Below are 18,323 nucleotides of genomic sequence, written 5' to 3'. Positions count from 1 at the left end.
ATTTGCCCCATGTCAACAGCTAAAGGAAACCTGTCTGCCAGAGATCTCGAAGTGATCTGGCACCCATATACCCAGATGCAGACCGCTCCTGCTCCTATCGGTATTGTTCGTGGCGAAGGCGCCTGTTTGTATGATGAAGAGGGTAACGCCTATATAGATGCCACCTCCAGCTGGTGGGTAAATATTCACGGGCATGCACATCCGCATATCGCGCAACAGCTGGCAGCGCAGGCGTTGCAGCTACAGCATTGTATCTTTGCCGGCTATACCCATCCCCCGGCGGTCAATTTAGCAGAACGGCTGCTACAGCTGTTGCCCGCCAACCAGCGCCGCGTGTTCTACTCCGACAACGGTTCTACCGCCGTGGAAGTAGCCATCAAAATGGCGCTGCAATACTGGGATAACAAAGGACAACGCAGAAATAAAATCATTGCTTTTAAAAACGCCTATCACGGCGATACCTTCGGCGCCATGAGCGTCAGTGGCCGCAGCGTGTTCACCCGTGTGTTCGATGATTTTCTTTTTGAAGTGCATTTTCTGGATGTACCGACACCGGACAATATAGACAGTATCATGGCTTCCATAGCCGCGCAGCAGCCCGAACAGATAGCAGCCTTTATCTTTGAGCCGCTGCTGCAGGGCTCCGGTGGTATGGTGATGTATGATATCGCGGGGTTTGAACAGCTGCTGCAATATTGCCGGCAACAACACATACTGCTGATCGCCGATGAAGTGATGACCGGCTTCGGCAGGACCGGGAAAAATTTCGCCATGGAATACATGCAGACCGCTCCGGATATGATATGTCTCTCCAAAGGGCTTACCGGCGGCAGCATGGCGCTGGGCATCACCACTTGCACCAGCGATATCTACGAGGCTTTTCTCTCCAACGATAAGCTGAAAACACTGTTCCACGGGCATTCCTTTACGGCCAATCCGCTGGCATGCACCGTGGCCCTCGCCAGCCTCGACCTCTTTGTGGACCCGGCCTGCGCGCTCAACCGTCAACGGATACACGAAAATCATCAGCGGTTCATCAGCGAGCTGCAACAGATAAGCGCCGTTAAAAATCCCCGCCTCTTAGGAACGATCCTGGCGTTTGAACTGGTCACAGATAACGCCGACGGATATACGAACCAGCTGGCGGATCATCTTCACCGCTTCTTCCGGGCCAAACGCGTCATGCTGCGGCCATTGGGCAATACACTCTATATCCTGCCACCCTACTGTATTACAGACGAACAGCTGGCAACGGTATATGGTAGCGTACGTGAACTGTTCACGCAAAGGCGCTAAGCAGCAAAGTCGCTAAGAACAAGATATAAGAAAACAAAGAAAGCAAAGGAGGGAGATCAAATGCTGATCTCCCTCCTTTGCTTTCTTGTAATTCTTAAAAAATAATTCTTTGCGTCTTTGCTGCTTAGCGCCTTTGCGTGATTATTTCACCGGTACAGATACTTTAGTATCATCCCATTCAAATACCACAGCGTTGCCAGGCAGGGTGAAAGTCAGTTTTTCCACCGGTGCTTTCAGCGTTTCGCGGGGTACTTTTACAGACACCACGTCTTCGCCTTTATTTTTGTCGTAATCGTAAGCGCCCCATTGACCCAGTTTACCATTCAGGATAACGGTCCATGTTTTGGCGTCGGGGATGCTGAAGAAAGTGTAGGTACCCGCTTTTACTGGTTTACCACCAAATACCACGTCTTTTTTGAAAGTGATTTCGGTAGCTTCATCAGCGCCGGTACGCCATACTTTTCCAAAAGGTTCCAGGGTGCCGAAAATCACTCTTCCTTTTTTGGAAGGCTGACCATACACCACCTTAATGTCTTTATTTTCTACGTTTACATGTGGGCTCTTTCTTGCTTTCTCCTGAGCAAAACCGAGTGTGGTGGCCATACAGAAAAAAGCAGCCAATAAAAGGTGTTTCATTGCAGATGTAGTTTTTTGTGTTGAGGAATGAGGTAATGACAACAATTTAAAACTATTCAGCTGCTCCACCTTTAATTATTGGATAAATGGCAAAATATTCATTTAGTCATTTACTCATTTACTCATTTCCAAAATGATAAAATGAATAAATGAATAAATGATCACGGGTGCTCGCAGAGGCGACTCAGACGGGTAAGCCCGTCCGCCATGGCCGGGCCATAGATGCGGTCGGCCAGGAAACCCCGAAGTTTCCACCAGGGAGCGAGCCCCAGTTTTATTTCCATGTGCCAAAAGATGGCCGTGCCTTTACCATCAAAGCTCGGTTTCAGTTCAATTCCTCCTTTTACAGGATGCATATTTTTGATGTCCAGCGTATAATGCACGCCTTTGTCAACTTCGCTGTCAATAATAGTGACTTTGCCGCTGTTGAGTTGCCCTTCCCAGGAATAGCTGGCGCCGGTACCGGCGGTTTGTGCAGAAAATACCAGTTGAGCGGTGGTATCAGGACGGCTCCAGGGGTTCCAGTTTTCCCAGGCTTTGAGGTCATTGATCTGCGCGTACACAGAATCGATAGGTGCCTGGATCACCCCGGTACGTTCTACCACGGCGGTAGAGGGAAACATCAGCGACAACAGAAACACAAAAATGCCCAGTACAACGATGCTGATGCCTAACAATTTAAAAAGACGCATAATGCTGATTAATTACGAACTACTAATCGTTTTATTCCTTCCAGTCCTTTTTCAAAGTCCTGGCCTACCCATTTATCCATCATGAGTCCCATTACTTTACGCAGCGGATGCTGGCCCATGTTGCAGGTCATGCTCCAGCTGACGAGCGTGCCTTCCCCTACCGGGTCCAGCCGGAAAGTGCCTTTGGCGATACCCATGCGCATAAAATCGGTGTCTGTGGCGATATATTGTTCCGGCCGGGATTCCGTAATGGTCATATGCCCGGTGCCGATGTTGCGGTTATGGCTCTTCCAGCTGTAGCTGGCGCCGGCGCCGCTGTCTTTTTCCCCATAGGTAATGGATATGTCCGGGTCCTGCTCTTTCCAGGGCGACCATAGCTCCCAGTTGCGGACTACGTTAATTAACGGGAAGATCCTGTCTGCCGGCGCAGCAATCATGAGCGAACGCTCCACTTTGACCACAGGGGGAAGAAACAAGCTGAATATGAAAAGCCCCAATACCAGGACGATCAACGCCCCCAGAAGAATAAAAAAGGCCTGCATGTAGCTGATTTTAGGTAAGCCAAAGCTAACAAAAAAACCCAGCTACTCCCAACGGAATACTTTAACGGCTACCGCATACACTACAACTCCCCAAAGGGTTAATATAGCGATGTCCCAGCCCACATGCCACAGATGTTGCCCCTCAAAGGCCACTTTACGCAGTGCATCAATGAGATAGGTCAGCGGCATCACCTTGCAGACAGGCTGCAGCCAGGCAGGGAATGAGTCGATCGGGAAAAAAGTACCCGCCAGCAGGAACTGCGGCAGTGTCACAATATTAGCCAGCGGCGGAATCGTGCTTTCGTTTTTAGCGATGCTGCTCACCACAAAGCCGAAGCCCATGAACACCAGCAGCCCGAAAACAGACAGTACCAGCATCTCCATAAAAGTGACCCATCCGTGTACCAGCGTGAAACCAAAAGCAAAATGCCCCAGCCCGATAATCACCACAGAGCTGATCAACTGGAAGATCATACGGCTAAAAGCCTCTGCCAGTACAATATAGGTACGTTTGATCGGGGTAGCGAAAAAACGTTTCAATACAAGTGTTTGCCTTAAACTATAGAACAGGAAAGCGGTGCCAAATACAGCGGCGCTCATAAGCGCAAAACCCAGCTGGCCCGGTAGTATAAAGTCGATGGTCTTGAAAACACGGCCGGGAATCTCTTCGGTGGTGATTGTGGCTACCGAGGCACGAGGATAAATATGATCATCGATACGTGCTGTCACTTCCTTCAGCACAGACGTCAGAATGGCTTTTTTGTTGGCGTCGGACGCGGTAGACGTTTTGATGTTTATCAGAAAATGAGGCAGACTATCCGCCCCCTGTTGGGGTATGATATTCAGGATAGCGGTGATACGGCCTTTCTTCAGGTCGTCTTCCATCTCTGCCGCAGGCTGGTCGGTCACCAGTTTCAGCGTTTTCACCTTAGACAATCCTTCATAAAACCGGCTGTTAATATCCGTATGCCTGTCAACGCCCACTTTCACGGATACACTGCCTCCGCCAATAAATCCGAATACAAGAATGAACACAAGCGGGAATCCCAGGCTAAAAACCACCGCAGAAGGGCTTCTGAAAATACCTCTTAAACTTCCTTTTGTTATAGCCAGCATGGCCCTCCATTGGCTGTACTTCACTCCATTCATCTGAGTCTCGTTTGTTAAAAATCCCGTAAAACTACTCAAAAAAATAACGCTCTTCCTGATTTTTCACGCTTCAACACGTTTAATCTGACAGGGAAACCTATTTTTTGAGCATTTTTTGATTCATTTCAACCCTTTTTTATCGTTTTTTGATGATTTTTTGCTGTTTTTAATCGCTTTTGATGTTTTTGGAGGAGATGACCCGTCGATTTTTAAGTGGATTTTAATATCGATCTCTAAAAATAAAAAGGGGGATGAACAATGCTTGTTCATCCCCCTGGTTTATCAAAATTTGACAGTCTTAAAATCTGTAGCTGAATGGCAGTTTAGCCTGTACGTCGCCCGGTATGTGCTGAATCGCTTTCAGCTGCTGGTACAGGTCATAGTTCACGCCCATTTCCCTTTTCACCATAGTGGTCTGGACTTCTCCCCCTACATTTTTCAGTAAGCGGGACAGTTTATCTTTGATTTCAGGATACTCTACCATTCTGTATTCTGACACTTTAGCCAGACGGGCAGCGCAGTTCAGGGCTTCATTCAGGCCACCGATGCGGTCCACCAGGCCGAGGCGCAGCGCGTCTGTACCGCTCCACACGCGGCCCTGCGCGATGCTGTCTACCACGGCAGGATTCAGTTTGCGGCCGGCAACCACCCTGGATTTAAACGAAGCATAGATGCTGTCTACCCCATCCTGGATAAAACGTTTTTCCACCTCGTTCAGCGGACGGGACATCGTGCCCAAATCAGCGTACGGCGCGGTTTTAACACCGTCGAAGGTCACGCCCAGCTTGTTTTTGAAGAAGTTCTCCATATTAAACATAACACCGAAAACACCGATGGAACCGGTCAGGGTGTTCGGTTGCGCAAAGATGGTATCGGCCATGCAGGAGATATAATATCCGCCGGAAGCGGCATAATCACCCATCGACACCACCACCGGCTTCACCTTTTTAGCCAGTGACAGCTCACGCCAGATCACTTCTGAGGCCAGCGCACTGCCACCGCCGGAGTTCACCCGGAAAACGATCGCCTTTACTCTTTTGTCTTCTCTTGCTTTACGGATATCGTGGATATAACTTTCGCTGGCGATAACATTCTGTTTATCTGCCTCTCCGCTGATAATATCGCCTTGTGCATAAATCACGGCTATTTTGTTATCACCCCCGCCATTGGTCAGCGTCACGGCACTGTTGTATTTCAGGAAAGGTACCAGGTTGAGGTCTTCCTCTGTTTTAATACCGGTTTTACTTTTCAGTTCACCCACAACTTCATCATCATATTTAAGACCGTCTACCAGCTTATATTTCAGCGCGTCTGACGCCTCCCGGATCAGGTTCCCGTTAGCATAACCATGCAGCGTAGCTGTATCCAGCTGACGGGCTTTACCGATGCCGCTGAGGAAGTTGCCATACAACTCTCCCAGGAACTGGTTGGTCTGTATCCGGTTAGCCTCTGTCATCTGTGATTCGCGGAGGGGTTCGGTGGCGCTTTTGAATTTACCACAGTAGAAAATTTCAGGTTGTATGTCCAGTTTCTCCAATGTACCTTTTAAAAATGTCAGCTGGGTGGAAAAGCCACCGAAGTCAATACCACCTTTGGGATTCAGGTATACCTTGTCGGCCGCGCTGGCCAGGTAATAGCCCTGCTGTGTCATCACTTCACCATAGGCATATACAAATTTACCTGACTTGCGGAAGCGCAGGATAGCGTTGCGCAGCTCTTCCGTGCCGGCGAAGCCATTACCATTACCATCCACTTTCAGATAAATCCCTTTAATGTTGTCATCTGTGGCAGCATGCTGGATAAGCCTTACCGCCTGAAACAGACCGGGAATTTCGGAAGATTCATCTCCCATAAAAGCAGCTACGGGGTTTACAATTTTCTGCTCATGAAAAGCCTGGCTGGTCTGCAGGGTGAGCACGCCATTGGGGGAAACCGTCACAGGCTCACGGGAAATGGCTTTCCCGATAATAGCCAGCAGCACAATAAAGCATAGGCCGGTAAAGACAATAAATGCCAGAAGGGCTGCAAGGAAAGTTTTAAAGAAACGCATACGTTTTAGTTAAATGAAAGGGAAATGGAAAGATACATTTTTTCAAAAATACGGAATATGGCTACTTTTGGGCCTCAGAATATACATGAATACAGCAATATTACTTATAGGTGGCAACCTGGGCGACCGTGTAGCCAACCTGCAAAACGCAATCGGGCACATCGCCGCAACAGCCGGAGAGGTGATTAAAACCTCCGCCCTATACCAGACCGCCCCGTGGGGGTCCGTAGACCAGCCTGATTATCTCAACCAGGGCGTTGAAATACAAACCAATATGGATGCACTAACGTTGTTGCATACACTGTTGGATATCGAACGCCGGATCGGCCGTATCCGTCAGGAAAAATGGGGCGCCAGGGTCATTGATATTGACCTGATCTTTTTTAATGACGAGGTGATCTCCCTTCCGGAGCTGAAACTGCCACATCCCCGGATGCACCTGCGCCAGTTTGTGCTTGTGCCACTGACAGAAATCGTTCCCGACTACCTGCATCCCGTACTGCACAAAACCGTAAGGCAGCTGCAACAGGAATGCCCGGATGACCTGAGCGCTGTTAAACTTAGCACGCAAAGCCACTAAGCAGCAAAGGCGCAAAGAAAAACTTTTCACCCTTTGCTCCCAACAGGGCGAGCTAAACTATTCTCTATCTTTGCTGCGTGCAGCTAAACTAATCTTATCTTTGCGCCTTTGCTGCTTAGCGGCTCTGCGGGCAAAAAATCTAATCCATGCACTATAAATTCATTACCATAGAAGGCAACATCGGCGCCGGCAAGACCACCCTGGCCAATATGCTGGCCAAACACTTTTCTGCTAAACTGATACTGGAAGAGTTTGCCGATAACCCCTTCCTTCCTCTCTTCTACGAACGCCCGCAGCAATATGCTTTTCCGCTGGAACTGTTTTTCATGGCGGAAAGATATAAGCAACTGAAAGACATGTTGCAAACAAAGGACCTCTTCTCCGATGTGGTGATCTCCGACTATCTGTTTATCAAAAGCCTGCTGTTTGCTAAAATCAATCTGCCTGAAGAAGAATATTCCCTCTATCAGAAACTCTTCGACATCATCAATCCGCAACTGGTACAACCCGAGCTGCTGATATTCCTCAATGCGCCCGTTATCAAGCTGCAGGAAAACATCAAACACCGGAACCGCTCCTACGAACAGCAGATACCTGACGAATACCTGCTCAATGTACACGATATGTACATGCAGTATATCAAACAACACCCTGTCCGCACCCTCGTTATCGACACTACCAAAGTGGATTTCCTGCGGCAGCCGGAAGACTTCAAAAGCCTGCTGGCGGCGCTGGACAAAGAGTACGAGCCTGGGATGCACTACCTTAAACTGTAACGGGATTATAGTCTCGACATCACCGCGCTGGCAGCGATAAACCCGCTGGTCCAGGCATGCTGGAAGTTAAATCCGCCAGTGATACCATCTACGTCCATCACTTCACCGGCAAAAAAGAGGTTGGGGACCAACCGGCTTTCCATGGTGGCGGGATCTATTTCGCTCAACGTGATACCGCCGCAGGTAACAAACTCCTCTTTGAAGGTGGTTTTTCCTTTTACCGGAAACTCCATGCTGACCAGCATTTTCATGAACCTGTTCTGGTCTTTCGCCGGTACGTCTGCCCAGCGCATTTCTTCGGAGATGCCCGCCTGTAGCAGGAGAAATTGCCACAGCCGCTGTGGCAGGCCGAATGGGTTCTTATGGTGTATTTTCTGCTTGCCGAGGTGCTGGCGCCATGATGGCCATTCTTCCCGCAATGAATTTTCGTTGTAGTCAGGCAGCCAGTTCACTACCGCCGTGAAGGTATATTGCAGCGATTGCAGCTCACGGGCGCCCCAGGCAGACAAGCGCAGTATCGCGGGACCGCTCATGCCCCAGTGGGTGATCAATAGCGGGCCGGTTTCCTGTAGTTTGGTACCGGCAATTTTCACATGTGCCGTAGAAGCCACTCCCATCAGAGATGTAATGGGATTTCCCGGCATATTGAAAGTAAACAGTGAGGGAGCAGGTGGTACAATAGTATGCCCTGTTTTCTCCAGCCAGCCAAATTTGCCGGTCTGTGCATACCCACCGGCAGCCACGCATACATAATCTGCCGTCAGCGACCGGCCGTCCTGCAACTGTAGCTGCCAGCGTCCGTCAGCGCTCTTTTCCAGTGCCGTCACCTCCTTGTTCGTTTCCACCTTCACATGGTACTTGTCTGCTTCCCGCAACAAACAATCGATGATCGTCTGCGAATTGTCCGTGACCGGGAACATACGTCCGTCGGCTTCTGCTTTCAGCTTCACCCCTCGTTCTGCATACCATTCAATGGTATCGGTCACAAAAAAGCGGGAGAACGCCTTCTTTACGAAATGTTGCCCGCGGGGATAACGTTTAGTCATATACGTAATATCAGGGGCATTGTGGGTCACATTACACCTTCCGCCGCCGCTGACTTTTACCTTGGATAACAGTTTACCGGTTTTTTCCAGCAACACCACCTCCAGGGAGGGGCATAAGCGGGCCGCATTGACCGCACAAAAAAAACCGGCCGCACCGCCGCCGGTCACCACTAATCTTTTCCGGATTGCACTCATTAAAATCTTGTTAAAACCAAAGCTTGAAGACGCAATAATAACAAACCTGCCGTAATCTTACCGTTTATTCTTTCGTAAGTTTATATTTGTCCTATTATTTATATCCATTATTTCGGCTCAAAATACAGTTCATGCAAGTGCACAATACCAAAACGAGACGTCGCCTGAAGTGGATGGTCCCCGCTACCCTGCTGGCCGGAGTTATGGGCGCCGTGGCGGTGATGCCGCCACCTGCCGACTGGTCAGATCATCTGGTTCAGGCTTTACAACAATACAACACCCGCTATCCGCAGGAGAAAGTGTTCCTGCATCTGGACAAAGACTACTATGCCGCCGGAGAAACCATCTGGTTCAAAGGATATGTCACCCTCCAGGGCCTCCCCTCCACACAGGCTACCAATCTGTATGTGGAGCTGCTCGACAAGAATAATAACATCGTTCAGAAGAAACTGTTTGCCGTTTTCAATGCCGGCGCACCCGGTAATTTTGAACTGCCCGAAGCACAGAAACCCGGCGTATACCAGCTGAGAGCTTATACCGCCTGGATGCTCAACTTCGACCCGGCCTTCACTTACACCCGTACCATCGAGGTATTTGATCCGGCTAAAAAGGGCGGCCCCGCTGCCGACAGTACCGCTGCCGACTTCTCTGTACAGTTCTTCCCTGAAGGAGGGAACCTCATTGCAGGCCAGGCTAACACCGTGGCTTTCAAGGCTATTGACAACAACGGTTACCCCATAGAGGTAACCGGTACCATAAAAGATCCGAAAAACACCGCCATCAAATCCATACACGACGGGATGGGCACCTTCGAGATCACACCTGCCGCCGGTTCCGACGCTTTTCAGGCCGTCGTGAAAAGCGCCAAAGGACAAAGCAAAACCTTTACGTTGCCGGCTGTTCAAACCAACGGCGCGTCCCTGAAGGTCTTCAATAAAGGCGCCCGCATTTTCTATCAGGCTGTTCCGGCTAATATGGGCGATACCGCCACCAATAAGCTGGTCGTCATCGCACAGATGGGCCAGCAGCTGGTCTACAAGGCCCTCCTCGATGTATCGGAAGGCCGCATCAGTGGCTTCATCCCGGCTGATAAACTGCCCAGCGGCATTCTTCAGATAACACTGTTCGGCAACAACGGCACGCCGCTCGCAGAGCGACTGGCCTTCGTTCGCAACAACGACCGTATGGAGATGGACGTACTGGAATCTGACGTAGCCCGCGAGCCCCGCAAGAAAAGCACTTTTGTGCTGCGCCTCCCCGATACGCTGCAATCCAATATCTCCGTGGCTGTTACCGATGCCGATGCCGTGCCGGTTGATAAAAATGCCGCCGATATCGTGTCTACCCTCCTGCTGACTTCCGACATCAAAGGATATGTATACAATCCCAACTGGTACTTCAAGGATACCAATCCCGCTACCCTGCAGGCCCTGGATCTCGTGATGCTCACCAACGGATGGCGCAGATTTAGCTGGGAAAAGATTGCGAAAAACGAATTCCCGGAAGTCCGTTACCCTTATGAACAGGGCGTTACCGTAAAAGGTATCACCACCGGCGTTAACGGCAGACCCATCGTAGGCGGCAAACTGGACATGATCATCAAACTGCCGGTAGACAGCTCTTCTATGTTCGCCTCTGCGCCTGTCGATGAAAAAGGCCAGTTCAACATCGCCAACATGGTATTCCCTGACACCGCTTATATCTACTATCAGGGCAGCGACGCCAAGAAAAGCAAAGACGTAAACGTGAAGTTTGATATCCACTTCTTTGACCGCGCCACACAGGTAAAAATACCTTACCCGCTGCGGGTACCACCGGCCATCGACAACAATTCACTGAAGCTGTTCCTCGCCACTGCTGCTGAAAGCAACAAAGTGAATCGTGCCATCAATAATAAAACGGTATATCTGCAGGAAGTGAATGTAAATGCGAAAAAAATCAAACCGGAGGAAACCACCGAAAAACGGTACACTTCCGGTATGTTCTCCGGCGGCGATGGGTATAGTTTTGACCTCACCAAAGAGAATCCTACCGCCTACAATATCTTCCAGTATCTCCAGTCCAAAGTGGCCGGCTTACAGATCACCGGTGACCTCAGCAATCCGAGCCTCTCCTGGCGCGGTGGCAAACCAGGCTTGTATCTCAACGAAATGCAGACCGACATCAGCATGCTGAGCACCCTGTCTATCAATGATGTGGCGCTGATCAAAGTTTTCCGTCCTCCATTCATGGGCGGCTTCGGCGGCGCTAACGGCGCTATCGCGGTATATACCAAAAAAGGTGGCGACAATCCGCCCGCTAACGACCCGTCTATCAAAGGTTTCCAGCTGTACAAAAAAGCAGGTTATGCTATCGTGAAAACTTTCTATTCACCGGACTACTCCGTAAAAAAAGAGGTGCATGCCCTGCCCGACAAACGCCTGACCCTCTACTGGAATCCCAATGTTGCGGTAGACACATTGACACATACCGCCAAGGTGGAATTCTATAACAACGACTTCTCCAAACGTTTCCGCGTAGTGGTACAGGGTATCACCGATGAAGGAACGGTGGGTAAGCTGGAACAGGAATTCTAATCACGATAAAGAAATTTTCATCAAAACAAACGGGGCTGACCTAATGGGTTAGCCCCGTTTGTTTTGATCGTTCATAATCCCAGGGCTAAAGCCCTGGGCTATGTTGTTGTTCAAATCCGTAAGGATTAAAGGAGTTGTAATGGAAGAAAGGGGTGCAATGGAGATAAAAGAGGCAATAGAGATAATAAGAAGCAACGGGAATGATAGGGAGTAAAAGGCAAGATGAGGAATGATATGAAATGAAGAGAATGATATGAAATGATGGAGAATGATATGAAATGAGGAGAATGATATGAAATGAGGAGAATGATATAAAATGATGGAGGCAATGGGAAGATGGCAGAAGCAACAGAAATAATATCCATAACGGCAACAATTACCGATGCCACAAGAATACAACAACATTTACTCTAGACTATAACCCTGTAAAAACCAAGCACGGAAACACAACTCCCTATCCCATAATGAACCTCAACTATTAACGAACCTGAACAACAACATAGCCCAGGGCTTTAGCCCTGGGAACACGAATGGCGAACAAGGAACGTGAACACAAAACATGAACGCGCCACACACCATTCATCACAACACCAACAGCGGCGTAATGAACCCTATGGAAAACCGGTAGGTATCGTCATTCACCAGGCCAAATTTCGTTTGTGCATAGTCGGTATAGCGATATACCCTGCCGACCATATTCAGAAAGATTTTCAGGTCATATTTATCGAAGGGATATACTTCGATGGCTGGCACATAGCCCCAGGCGGTGCGTAGTTTTTTGTCTTTGTTGGGATCGGGGTTCCCATTCCAAAAGGCAAAATCCACGAATCCGGTGGCGGTCAGGTGTACAATTTTGCTCAGGCGCACATCGGCGCGCAGCCAGTGGCTCATGTAGGTGACGCCTTGTGCTGCTTTCATGTTGGGTATCCAGTTGGAGACGAGGAATTTGCGGTCCAGGTTTTCCATGCTGAGTTTAAAATCGTAATCCAGTTTAAAGTTGGGAAGTATCAGGGAGTTGCCCAGGGCGATATAGTTCATGTACTGGTGGGTAGCTTCTTTGAAAATGCTGTAAGACCAGATGGTGGTCACTTTTCCGTCGAACAATCGGCCGCGCCAGTTGATCACCGCCGCAAAGGGGAATTTGCTTTCATAAATGCCGGGGATGGAGTCATATAGTTCTTTAAAGGTTTTGGTGCGGCTGTTGAGCAGCTGCAGGGTGAATTCGTGGTTGTTGTTAGGGAGATATCCCACGCCGGCGCCGGACAGGAAGTTGTCTGAATTCTCGATGATGTCTGAATATTCGTAGATCTGTATGGGGTTATCATCAAATTCCACTCCCCCCCAATCGGCGCACAGTTTACCGGCATATATTTTCCAGTGTTCGCTGGGGTCGAAGCGTAGATAGGCCAGGTCTGTGGAGCGGCTGAGGTTATCTACGGACTGGGTTTCGGGGTCGCGGGTGTAGCGGTCCCGGAAGCGGAAGTAGAGTTTATCGAGCACCTTGCCTTTTATCTCCAGCCGGAACTGTTCATTAACAAAGCGGGAGCCGGTATAGGTGCCTTTGTCAAACTCGTTGCGGAAAGCGTAGCGCATGTTGGCGATGATGTCCACGTTGTTTAACAGGGGAGCTTTGCTGATGGGGATGAGGGGTTTATAGAGCGTATCTTTCTTCGATTCCTGGTGCTGTGCTATTGCAGCAAGCGGAAACAACATCATGCAGGCTACCAGCCAATTGCGGATATGCATAAAGGTTAAATTTGGGAGTTAAAGAAAAAATATGGTCGTCTATAACAGGATGCCGGCCAGAAAGAACCCGGCGGCAACGGATACGGCTACACTGACAATCCCGGGAATCATAAAGCTGTGGTTGACCAGGTATTTCCCGATATGGGTACTACCGGTGCGGTCAAAGTTAATGGCCGCCAGCAGTGTCGGATAACCTGGCAGTACGAAGTCCCCGTTAACAGCAGGAAACATGGCTACCATATGTGCCGGCAGGATGCCGAGGGACATTCCCAGCGGCATGAGGGCCTTGGTGGTAGCTGCCTGACTAAAAAGTAAAATGCTCAGTATGAATAGCGCAATGGCGAATGTCCAGGGGGCTGCCCGGACCATATTGCCCAATGTGCTCTCAATAACACCGGTATTGGTTTGCATGAAGGTGGCGCTCATCCATACCACCCCAAAGATAGATACCACGGCCTGTGCACCGGAATTAAACAGGCTGGCTTTGGCCACAGCGGCGGCCGAGGTACGGCAAAACAGCATCATGGCAGCAGCAGCGGCCAGCATCACCAGCTCTATCACCGCAGCCATTTTAATATGCCCGGTAGCATCTACCGCCATATTACTCTTCCCTTCCCCGAAGGATGGCAGCATATCGGGGAAAGCGCCCACCAGCACTATCAGCAATACCGCCAACCCAAAGATCAGCACCGACACTTTGGCGCCCGGTAACAGCGGTGCTTTGCTCTCCTGCACATCTGCCGCTATCAGGGCCGCAAACTCCGGGTCTTTCATCTTTTCCAGGAATACCGGGTCTTTCTCCAGCTCTTTGCCTTTCTTCCAGCATACCACTACACCGGCCAGCGTACCCAGGATGGTGGCGGGTATACATACCCGCAGAATATCGAGCAGCTCGATTTTTCCACTGAGGATAGTGAGCAACGCAGCCGTGGCAGCAGAAATAGGGCTAGCTGTAATGGCCAGATGCGACGAGATCACCGAAATACTCAACGCCCGCTCCGGCCTTATTTTTTTCTTGGTAGATACTTCCGCAATAATAGGTAACAGCGAGTAAGTAATATGTGCTGTACCGGCAAAAAGGGTAAAGAAATAAGTGACCAATGGTCCCAGTAAAACAATCAGGGAAGGCTTACTACGCAATATCTTCTCCGCCAGCCGCACCAGGTAGTCCATGCCACCGGCGGCCTGCAAAGTGGCAGCGGTAGTTACTACCGCCAGAATGATCAGCATCACATCTATCGGCGGATCAGCCGGCCGCATGCGGAAAATAAAGATATACACCGCTAATGCCACCATACCCATCACCCCAAGACCAATGCCTTTCATACGGGCTCCCACCAGGATAGCGGTGAGTAATATTGCGAACTCTAACCAGATCATATAAAATAATATGTGCTGCTGAAGATAATCAATATCGATAGAAAATTATAGCATATAACTGTACACTATTTCACCGCCTTTCTACACCAAGTGTTATAATGAATGAAATAATGATGGTTATGGCTATTCCCTACAATGGTTACTACGGTTACTACGGTTATTACAGTTACTACGGTTATCCTGGTTATCCTGGTTATCCTGGTTACATAGCCGGTGCCACACCCGGGTGTAGCACCAGCCTTATCATTGGCCCTGTTCCAGGGCACATCTGCTAATTGATCTGTCTTGTTCTACACTATTCGCACAAATCTTCGAAATATCACAGTCAAACTCATTTTATTCAAAAAAATCGGTCGTCACCAACGGTTAACGGTTGATGAACTGTGGTCTGATCATGTTATCGAACGTAAAAATCTCGTCCCATTTCTCCTGGGTGATCAGTTGCTTCTCTTTCACGGCGATATCATGCACCGACTTACCGGTTTCCAGCGCCTCACGGGCTATGCTGGCGGATTTCTCATACCCCAGTATCGGATTCAGCTGCGTTACAATGCCAATGCTGTTCATCACCATCTGCTTGGTATGTTCTGCGTTGGCAGTAATGCCAAGAATACATTTCTCACGCAGGGTACGGCAGGCATTGCCCATATAAGTGATTGCAGTAAACAACGCGAAAGAAATCACCGGTTCCATCACGTTCAGCTGCAGCTGACCCGCTTCGGCTGCCATGGTCACGGTCAGGTCGGCACCGATCACATAATACGCGGTCTGGTTCACCACCTCGGGTATCACCGGATTTACCTTGCCCGGCATAATGGAAGATCCCGGCTGCATCGGCGGCAGGTTGATTTCGTTGAGGCCTGCCCGTGGTCCGGACGACAACAAACGCAGGTCATTACATATCTTAGACACCTTCACGGCTGTACGTTTCAGTACACCGGAAAGCTGCACATACGCCCCGGTATCATTCGTGGCCTCAATCAGGTTCTCCGCCAACTTCAGGTCCAGCCCGGTTACTTCACACAGGTACTGGGTCACCAGCTCCGCATACCCCTCGGGCGCATTCACGCGGGTACCAATAGCGGTAGCCCCCATATTGATTTCGGCAATCAGCCGCTTGCTGCTGTCTACCCGGGAAAGCTCCTCTTTCAGGTTGATCGCAAATGCATGGAACTCATCGCCCAAACTCATTGGCACAGCGTCCTGCAACTGGGTACGGCCCATTTTCAACACGTTCTGGAACTCACCTCCCTTGGTATCAAAAGCATCGGCCAGCTTACCCAGCTCTTCTTTATAAGCAGTCAGCTTCAGGATAAGGGCTATACGAAAAGCAGTAGGATAAGCGTCGTTGGTGGACTGAGAGCAGTTCACATGGTTGTTGGGATGGCAGAATTCGTACTCCCCTTTCTGTTTGCCCATCATCTCCAGCGCCACATTGGCAATCACCTCATTGGCGTTCATATTCACGGACGTACCGGCACCACCCTGTATCAGATCACTCAAAAATTGATTGTCAAACTCCCCGTTGATCACACGGTCACTGGCCTTGATAATATATTCTGCAATATTTTTGTCCAGCACTCCCAGGTCCCGATTGGCCATAGCAGCAGCCTTTTTCACATAACCCAGGCTCTTTACAAAGATGGGCTCCACTTTCAGCGGAATACCGGTGATATGAAAATTCTCCAACGCGCGAAGGGTCTGAATGCCATAATACACATCCTGTGGTATTTCTTTCTCCCCCAGGAAATCATGTTCTATTCTCTTGGACATAAATTTTAATTTAGGGCCGGAAGTTAAACGCTTTTAGAACAACATAATACTCATAATTGTTGTAGTTTCATCTAAAGAATTTTCATTACACTGTTGTTCTATTCGTAAATCATAATTGGCAATTCGTAAATTCTCATGATGTTTCGCATTTCACTGGTTTCTTTTCTATTTTTATTTTTTACAGGAAATGTCCTCTATGCTCAACAGCTGGCCCCACATTTCAATCCCCGGGAATACCATGATCTGCTGGACCTCAGCTCCCTGCAACGGGATACCTCGCTGGACCAGAGCAATGCCAAAGCACCTGAAAATTTCCGTATCGTATACCGTTCCCCGGAAGTAGGGCTTAAGAACCGATGGGACCTCTGGATCAACCGCAGCCGGGGCCTTGGCGTGATCTCTATCAGAGGCACTAACGGTACCGCCACCTCCTGGATGGAAAATTTCTACGCGGGCATGATCAGCGCCAAAGGCACACTGCAACTGAATGACAGTACCACCTTTACCTATAAACTGGCGGAAGATGACAAAGCTTTTGTGCACGCCGGCTGGCTGCTGGGCTTTGCTGCTATGGCGCCAGACATGGTGCAGCAAATCAAACACTACTACCAGGAAGGCATACACGAATTTATCATCTTCGGACATAGCCAGGGCGGCGCTATCGCTTTTCTGGCGCGCTCCTACTTTCAATACCTCGACGCCATACCGAAAGACATCGTCTTCAAAACCTATTGCAGCGCGGCTCCCAAACCGGGCAACCTGTTCTATGCATACGACTTTGATTACATCACCCGGGACGGATGGGGAATAAGGATCGTGAACGGGCGCGACTGGGTACCGGAAACACCTTTTTCCATACAGCGAACAACAGATTTTAATACGATCAACCCTTTCGCCAATATCAAAAAAGCCCTCCGGCAACAGAAATTTCCGGTCCGCGTGGCCCTCTCCTATATGTACGGCCGCCTCAACCGGCCCACCAGGAGGGCCAGTCGCCGCTATCAGCGGATACTGGGCAAAATGGTATATGGCCGCGTAAAAAAAGTAATGCCGGAGTATAACCGGCCTGTCTTTGTCAACAGCCACAATTATACCCCGGCAGGTACGCCGGTCATCTTATATCCGGTAAAAGGATACGATGAAAAATTTCCTTTCGATGGTAAAAATATCTTTGTGCATCACTCTATGGATGCCTACCGCTGGCTTCTCAACCACATTTACAACACCGGCCAGCATTAATCATTGCCCGACTTTTCTCCGGTAAACCAATGCTCTTTTTCTTTAAACAACACGTTGAAAGTAGTGAGCGATCCGTAAATACGGGTGATATACTGTTGCAGATTGATCTTCTCTTCGTCGGTCAGCACTTTGTGGCTGTTAATATTCTGCTCCAGCACACGCAAACGATCACGCAGCATCACGATCTTATGAAAAAACGTTTCGATCGGCAGCTCCTTGGCCTTCAGGGAAGTGTCGCCCGGTTGCAGCACCATGGTACCGTTCTTCCAGCGATCACCCAATGGCACCACTTCTGTAACACCACCCCATAAACGAAGGATCTTCAGTAAAGATATTTCCACGTCCGATGCCGTTTCCACTTCGGCTGTCTGGTTCTCAGCCACCAGTACTTCAAACAGCGGATCTGTTTTGTCGATCATTTTGATCCCGTGGTCCATAAAAGTGACCCGGTACTGCGCATACTTAACGCCTACGATAACGCCCGGACCAAAATGTGCGTGCTGTACTCTTGATCCCACGCCCAGTGTCAGTTCTTCCATGTGCTGATATTTTTTTGTATCAAACTTACTATTTTCACGCAAAGGCGCAAAGCAGCAAAGCAGCAAAGAATAATATAAGCGAGCAGAGAAAGCAAAGGAGCGGAGATC

General features: G+C 49.4%; 15 protein-coding genes. 5 read left to right on the top strand and 10 right to left on the bottom strand.

The genetic code is table 11. The annotated features are described in order from the left end of the window. Window positions 1-9: 9 nt before the first annotated feature. The gene (bioA, locus tag ICL55_RS20710) at window positions 10-1,296 is read left to right on the top strand and encodes an adenosylmethionine--8-amino-7-oxononanoate transaminase (protein WP_188100880.1); all 1,287 of its coding nucleotides are present in this window, start codon (window positions 10-12) and stop codon (window positions 1,294-1,296) included. A gap of 141 nt (window positions 1,297-1,437) precedes the next feature. Here bioA and ICL55_RS20705 read toward each other — a convergent pair whose 3' ends face one another. The 5 genes from ICL55_RS20705 to sppA form a co-directional block, all read right to left on the bottom strand. After that, entirely contained in the window at window positions 1,438-1,932 is a 495-nt protein-coding gene (locus tag ICL55_RS20705; RefSeq protein ID WP_188100878.1) for a DUF2911 domain-containing protein, read from the bottom strand. 161 nt (window positions 1,933-2,093) lie between these two features. Further along, window positions 2,094-2,624, bottom strand: coding sequence for an SRPBCC family protein (locus ICL55_RS20700; protein WP_188100875.1), 531 nt, complete (start codon window positions 2,622-2,624; stop codon window positions 2,094-2,096). 8 nt (window positions 2,625-2,632) lie between these two features. Continuing rightward, the gene (locus ICL55_RS20695; RefSeq protein WP_188100873.1) at window positions 2,633-3,166 is read right to left on the bottom strand and encodes an SRPBCC family protein; all 534 of its coding nucleotides are present in this window, start codon (window positions 3,164-3,166) and stop codon (window positions 2,633-2,635) included. 42 nt (window positions 3,167-3,208) lie between these two features. Next, a complete protein-coding gene (locus tag ICL55_RS20690; protein ID WP_188100870.1) occupies window positions 3,209-4,315 on the bottom strand; it encodes an ABC transporter permease in 1,107 nt (368 codons plus the stop codon). Between the two features lie 298 nt (window positions 4,316-4,613). Next, window positions 4,614-6,365: a signal peptide peptidase SppA gene (sppA, locus tag ICL55_RS20685; protein ID WP_188100869.1), complete on the bottom strand. Its 1,752-nt coding sequence runs from the start codon at window positions 6,363-6,365 to the stop codon at window positions 4,614-4,616. Between the two features lie 85 nt (window positions 6,366-6,450). On the opposite strand from sppA, the gene folK reads away from it, so the two are divergent. Together folK and ICL55_RS20675 are read left to right on the top strand one after the other, a co-directional pair. Next, window positions 6,451-6,945 (top strand): 2-amino-4-hydroxy-6-hydroxymethyldihydropteridine diphosphokinase, encoded by a 495-nt coding sequence (gene folK / locus ICL55_RS20680; protein WP_188100866.1) that lies wholly within the window; start codon window positions 6,451-6,453, stop codon window positions 6,943-6,945. Window positions 6,946-7,091: 146 nt separating this feature from the next. Next, window positions 7,092-7,721 (top strand): deoxynucleoside kinase, encoded by a 630-nt coding sequence (locus tag ICL55_RS20675; protein ID WP_188100864.1) that lies wholly within the window; start codon window positions 7,092-7,094, stop codon window positions 7,719-7,721. A 5-nt stretch (window positions 7,722-7,726) separates the two neighbouring features. Here ICL55_RS20675 and ICL55_RS20670 read toward each other — a convergent pair whose 3' ends face one another. Then, window positions 7,727-8,962 (bottom strand): BaiN/RdsA family NAD(P)/FAD-dependent oxidoreductase, encoded by a 1,236-nt coding sequence (locus tag ICL55_RS20670; RefSeq protein WP_188100862.1) that lies wholly within the window; start codon window positions 8,960-8,962, stop codon window positions 7,727-7,729. Between the two features lie 131 nt (window positions 8,963-9,093). Here ICL55_RS20670 and ICL55_RS20665 point away from each other — a divergent pair, with 131 nt between their 5' ends. Then, window positions 9,094-11,538: an MG2 domain-containing protein gene (locus ICL55_RS20665; RefSeq protein WP_188100859.1), complete on the top strand. Its 2,445-nt coding sequence runs from the start codon at window positions 9,094-9,096 to the stop codon at window positions 11,536-11,538. 582 nt (window positions 11,539-12,120) lie between these two features. Here ICL55_RS20665 and ICL55_RS20660 read toward each other — a convergent pair. From ICL55_RS20660 to aspA, 3 genes are all read right to left on the bottom strand, one after another. Beyond that, entirely contained in the window at window positions 12,121-13,284 is a 1,164-nt protein-coding gene (locus ICL55_RS20660) for a porin (RefSeq protein ID WP_188100857.1), read from the bottom strand. Between the two features lie 39 nt (window positions 13,285-13,323). Then, on the bottom strand, window positions 13,324-14,664 hold the full coding sequence (locus ICL55_RS20655; protein WP_188100855.1) for an anaerobic C4-dicarboxylate transporter family protein: 1,341 nt from the start codon (window positions 14,662-14,664) through the stop codon (window positions 13,324-13,326). A gap of 366 nt (window positions 14,665-15,030) precedes the next feature. Next, window positions 15,031-16,437, bottom strand: a complete 1,407-nt coding sequence (gene aspA / locus ICL55_RS20650; protein WP_188100853.1) for an aspartate ammonia-lyase — start codon at window positions 16,435-16,437, stop codon at window positions 15,031-15,033. Window positions 16,438-16,572: 135 nt separating this feature from the next. Here aspA and ICL55_RS20645 point away from each other — a divergent pair, with 135 nt between their 5' ends. Beyond that, a complete protein-coding gene (locus tag ICL55_RS20645) occupies window positions 16,573-17,676 on the top strand; it encodes a lipase family protein (protein WP_188100850.1) in 1,104 nt (367 codons plus the stop codon). On the opposite strand, the gene ICL55_RS20640 is transcribed toward ICL55_RS20645, so the two are convergent. Next, the gene (locus tag ICL55_RS20640) at window positions 17,673-18,215 is read right to left on the bottom strand and encodes a hypothetical protein (protein ID WP_188100848.1); all 543 of its coding nucleotides are present in this window, start codon (window positions 18,213-18,215) and stop codon (window positions 17,673-17,675) included. The genes ICL55_RS20645 and ICL55_RS20640 overlap by 4 nt on opposite strands. Window positions 18,216-18,323 lie beyond the last annotated feature (108 nt).

Source organism: Chitinophaga varians (assembly GCF_014529945.1).
Classification (GTDB): Bacteria; Bacteroidota; Bacteroidia; order Chitinophagales; family Chitinophagaceae; genus Chitinophaga; species Chitinophaga varians.
This window is presented reverse-complemented; position numbering and strand designations above follow the sequence as displayed.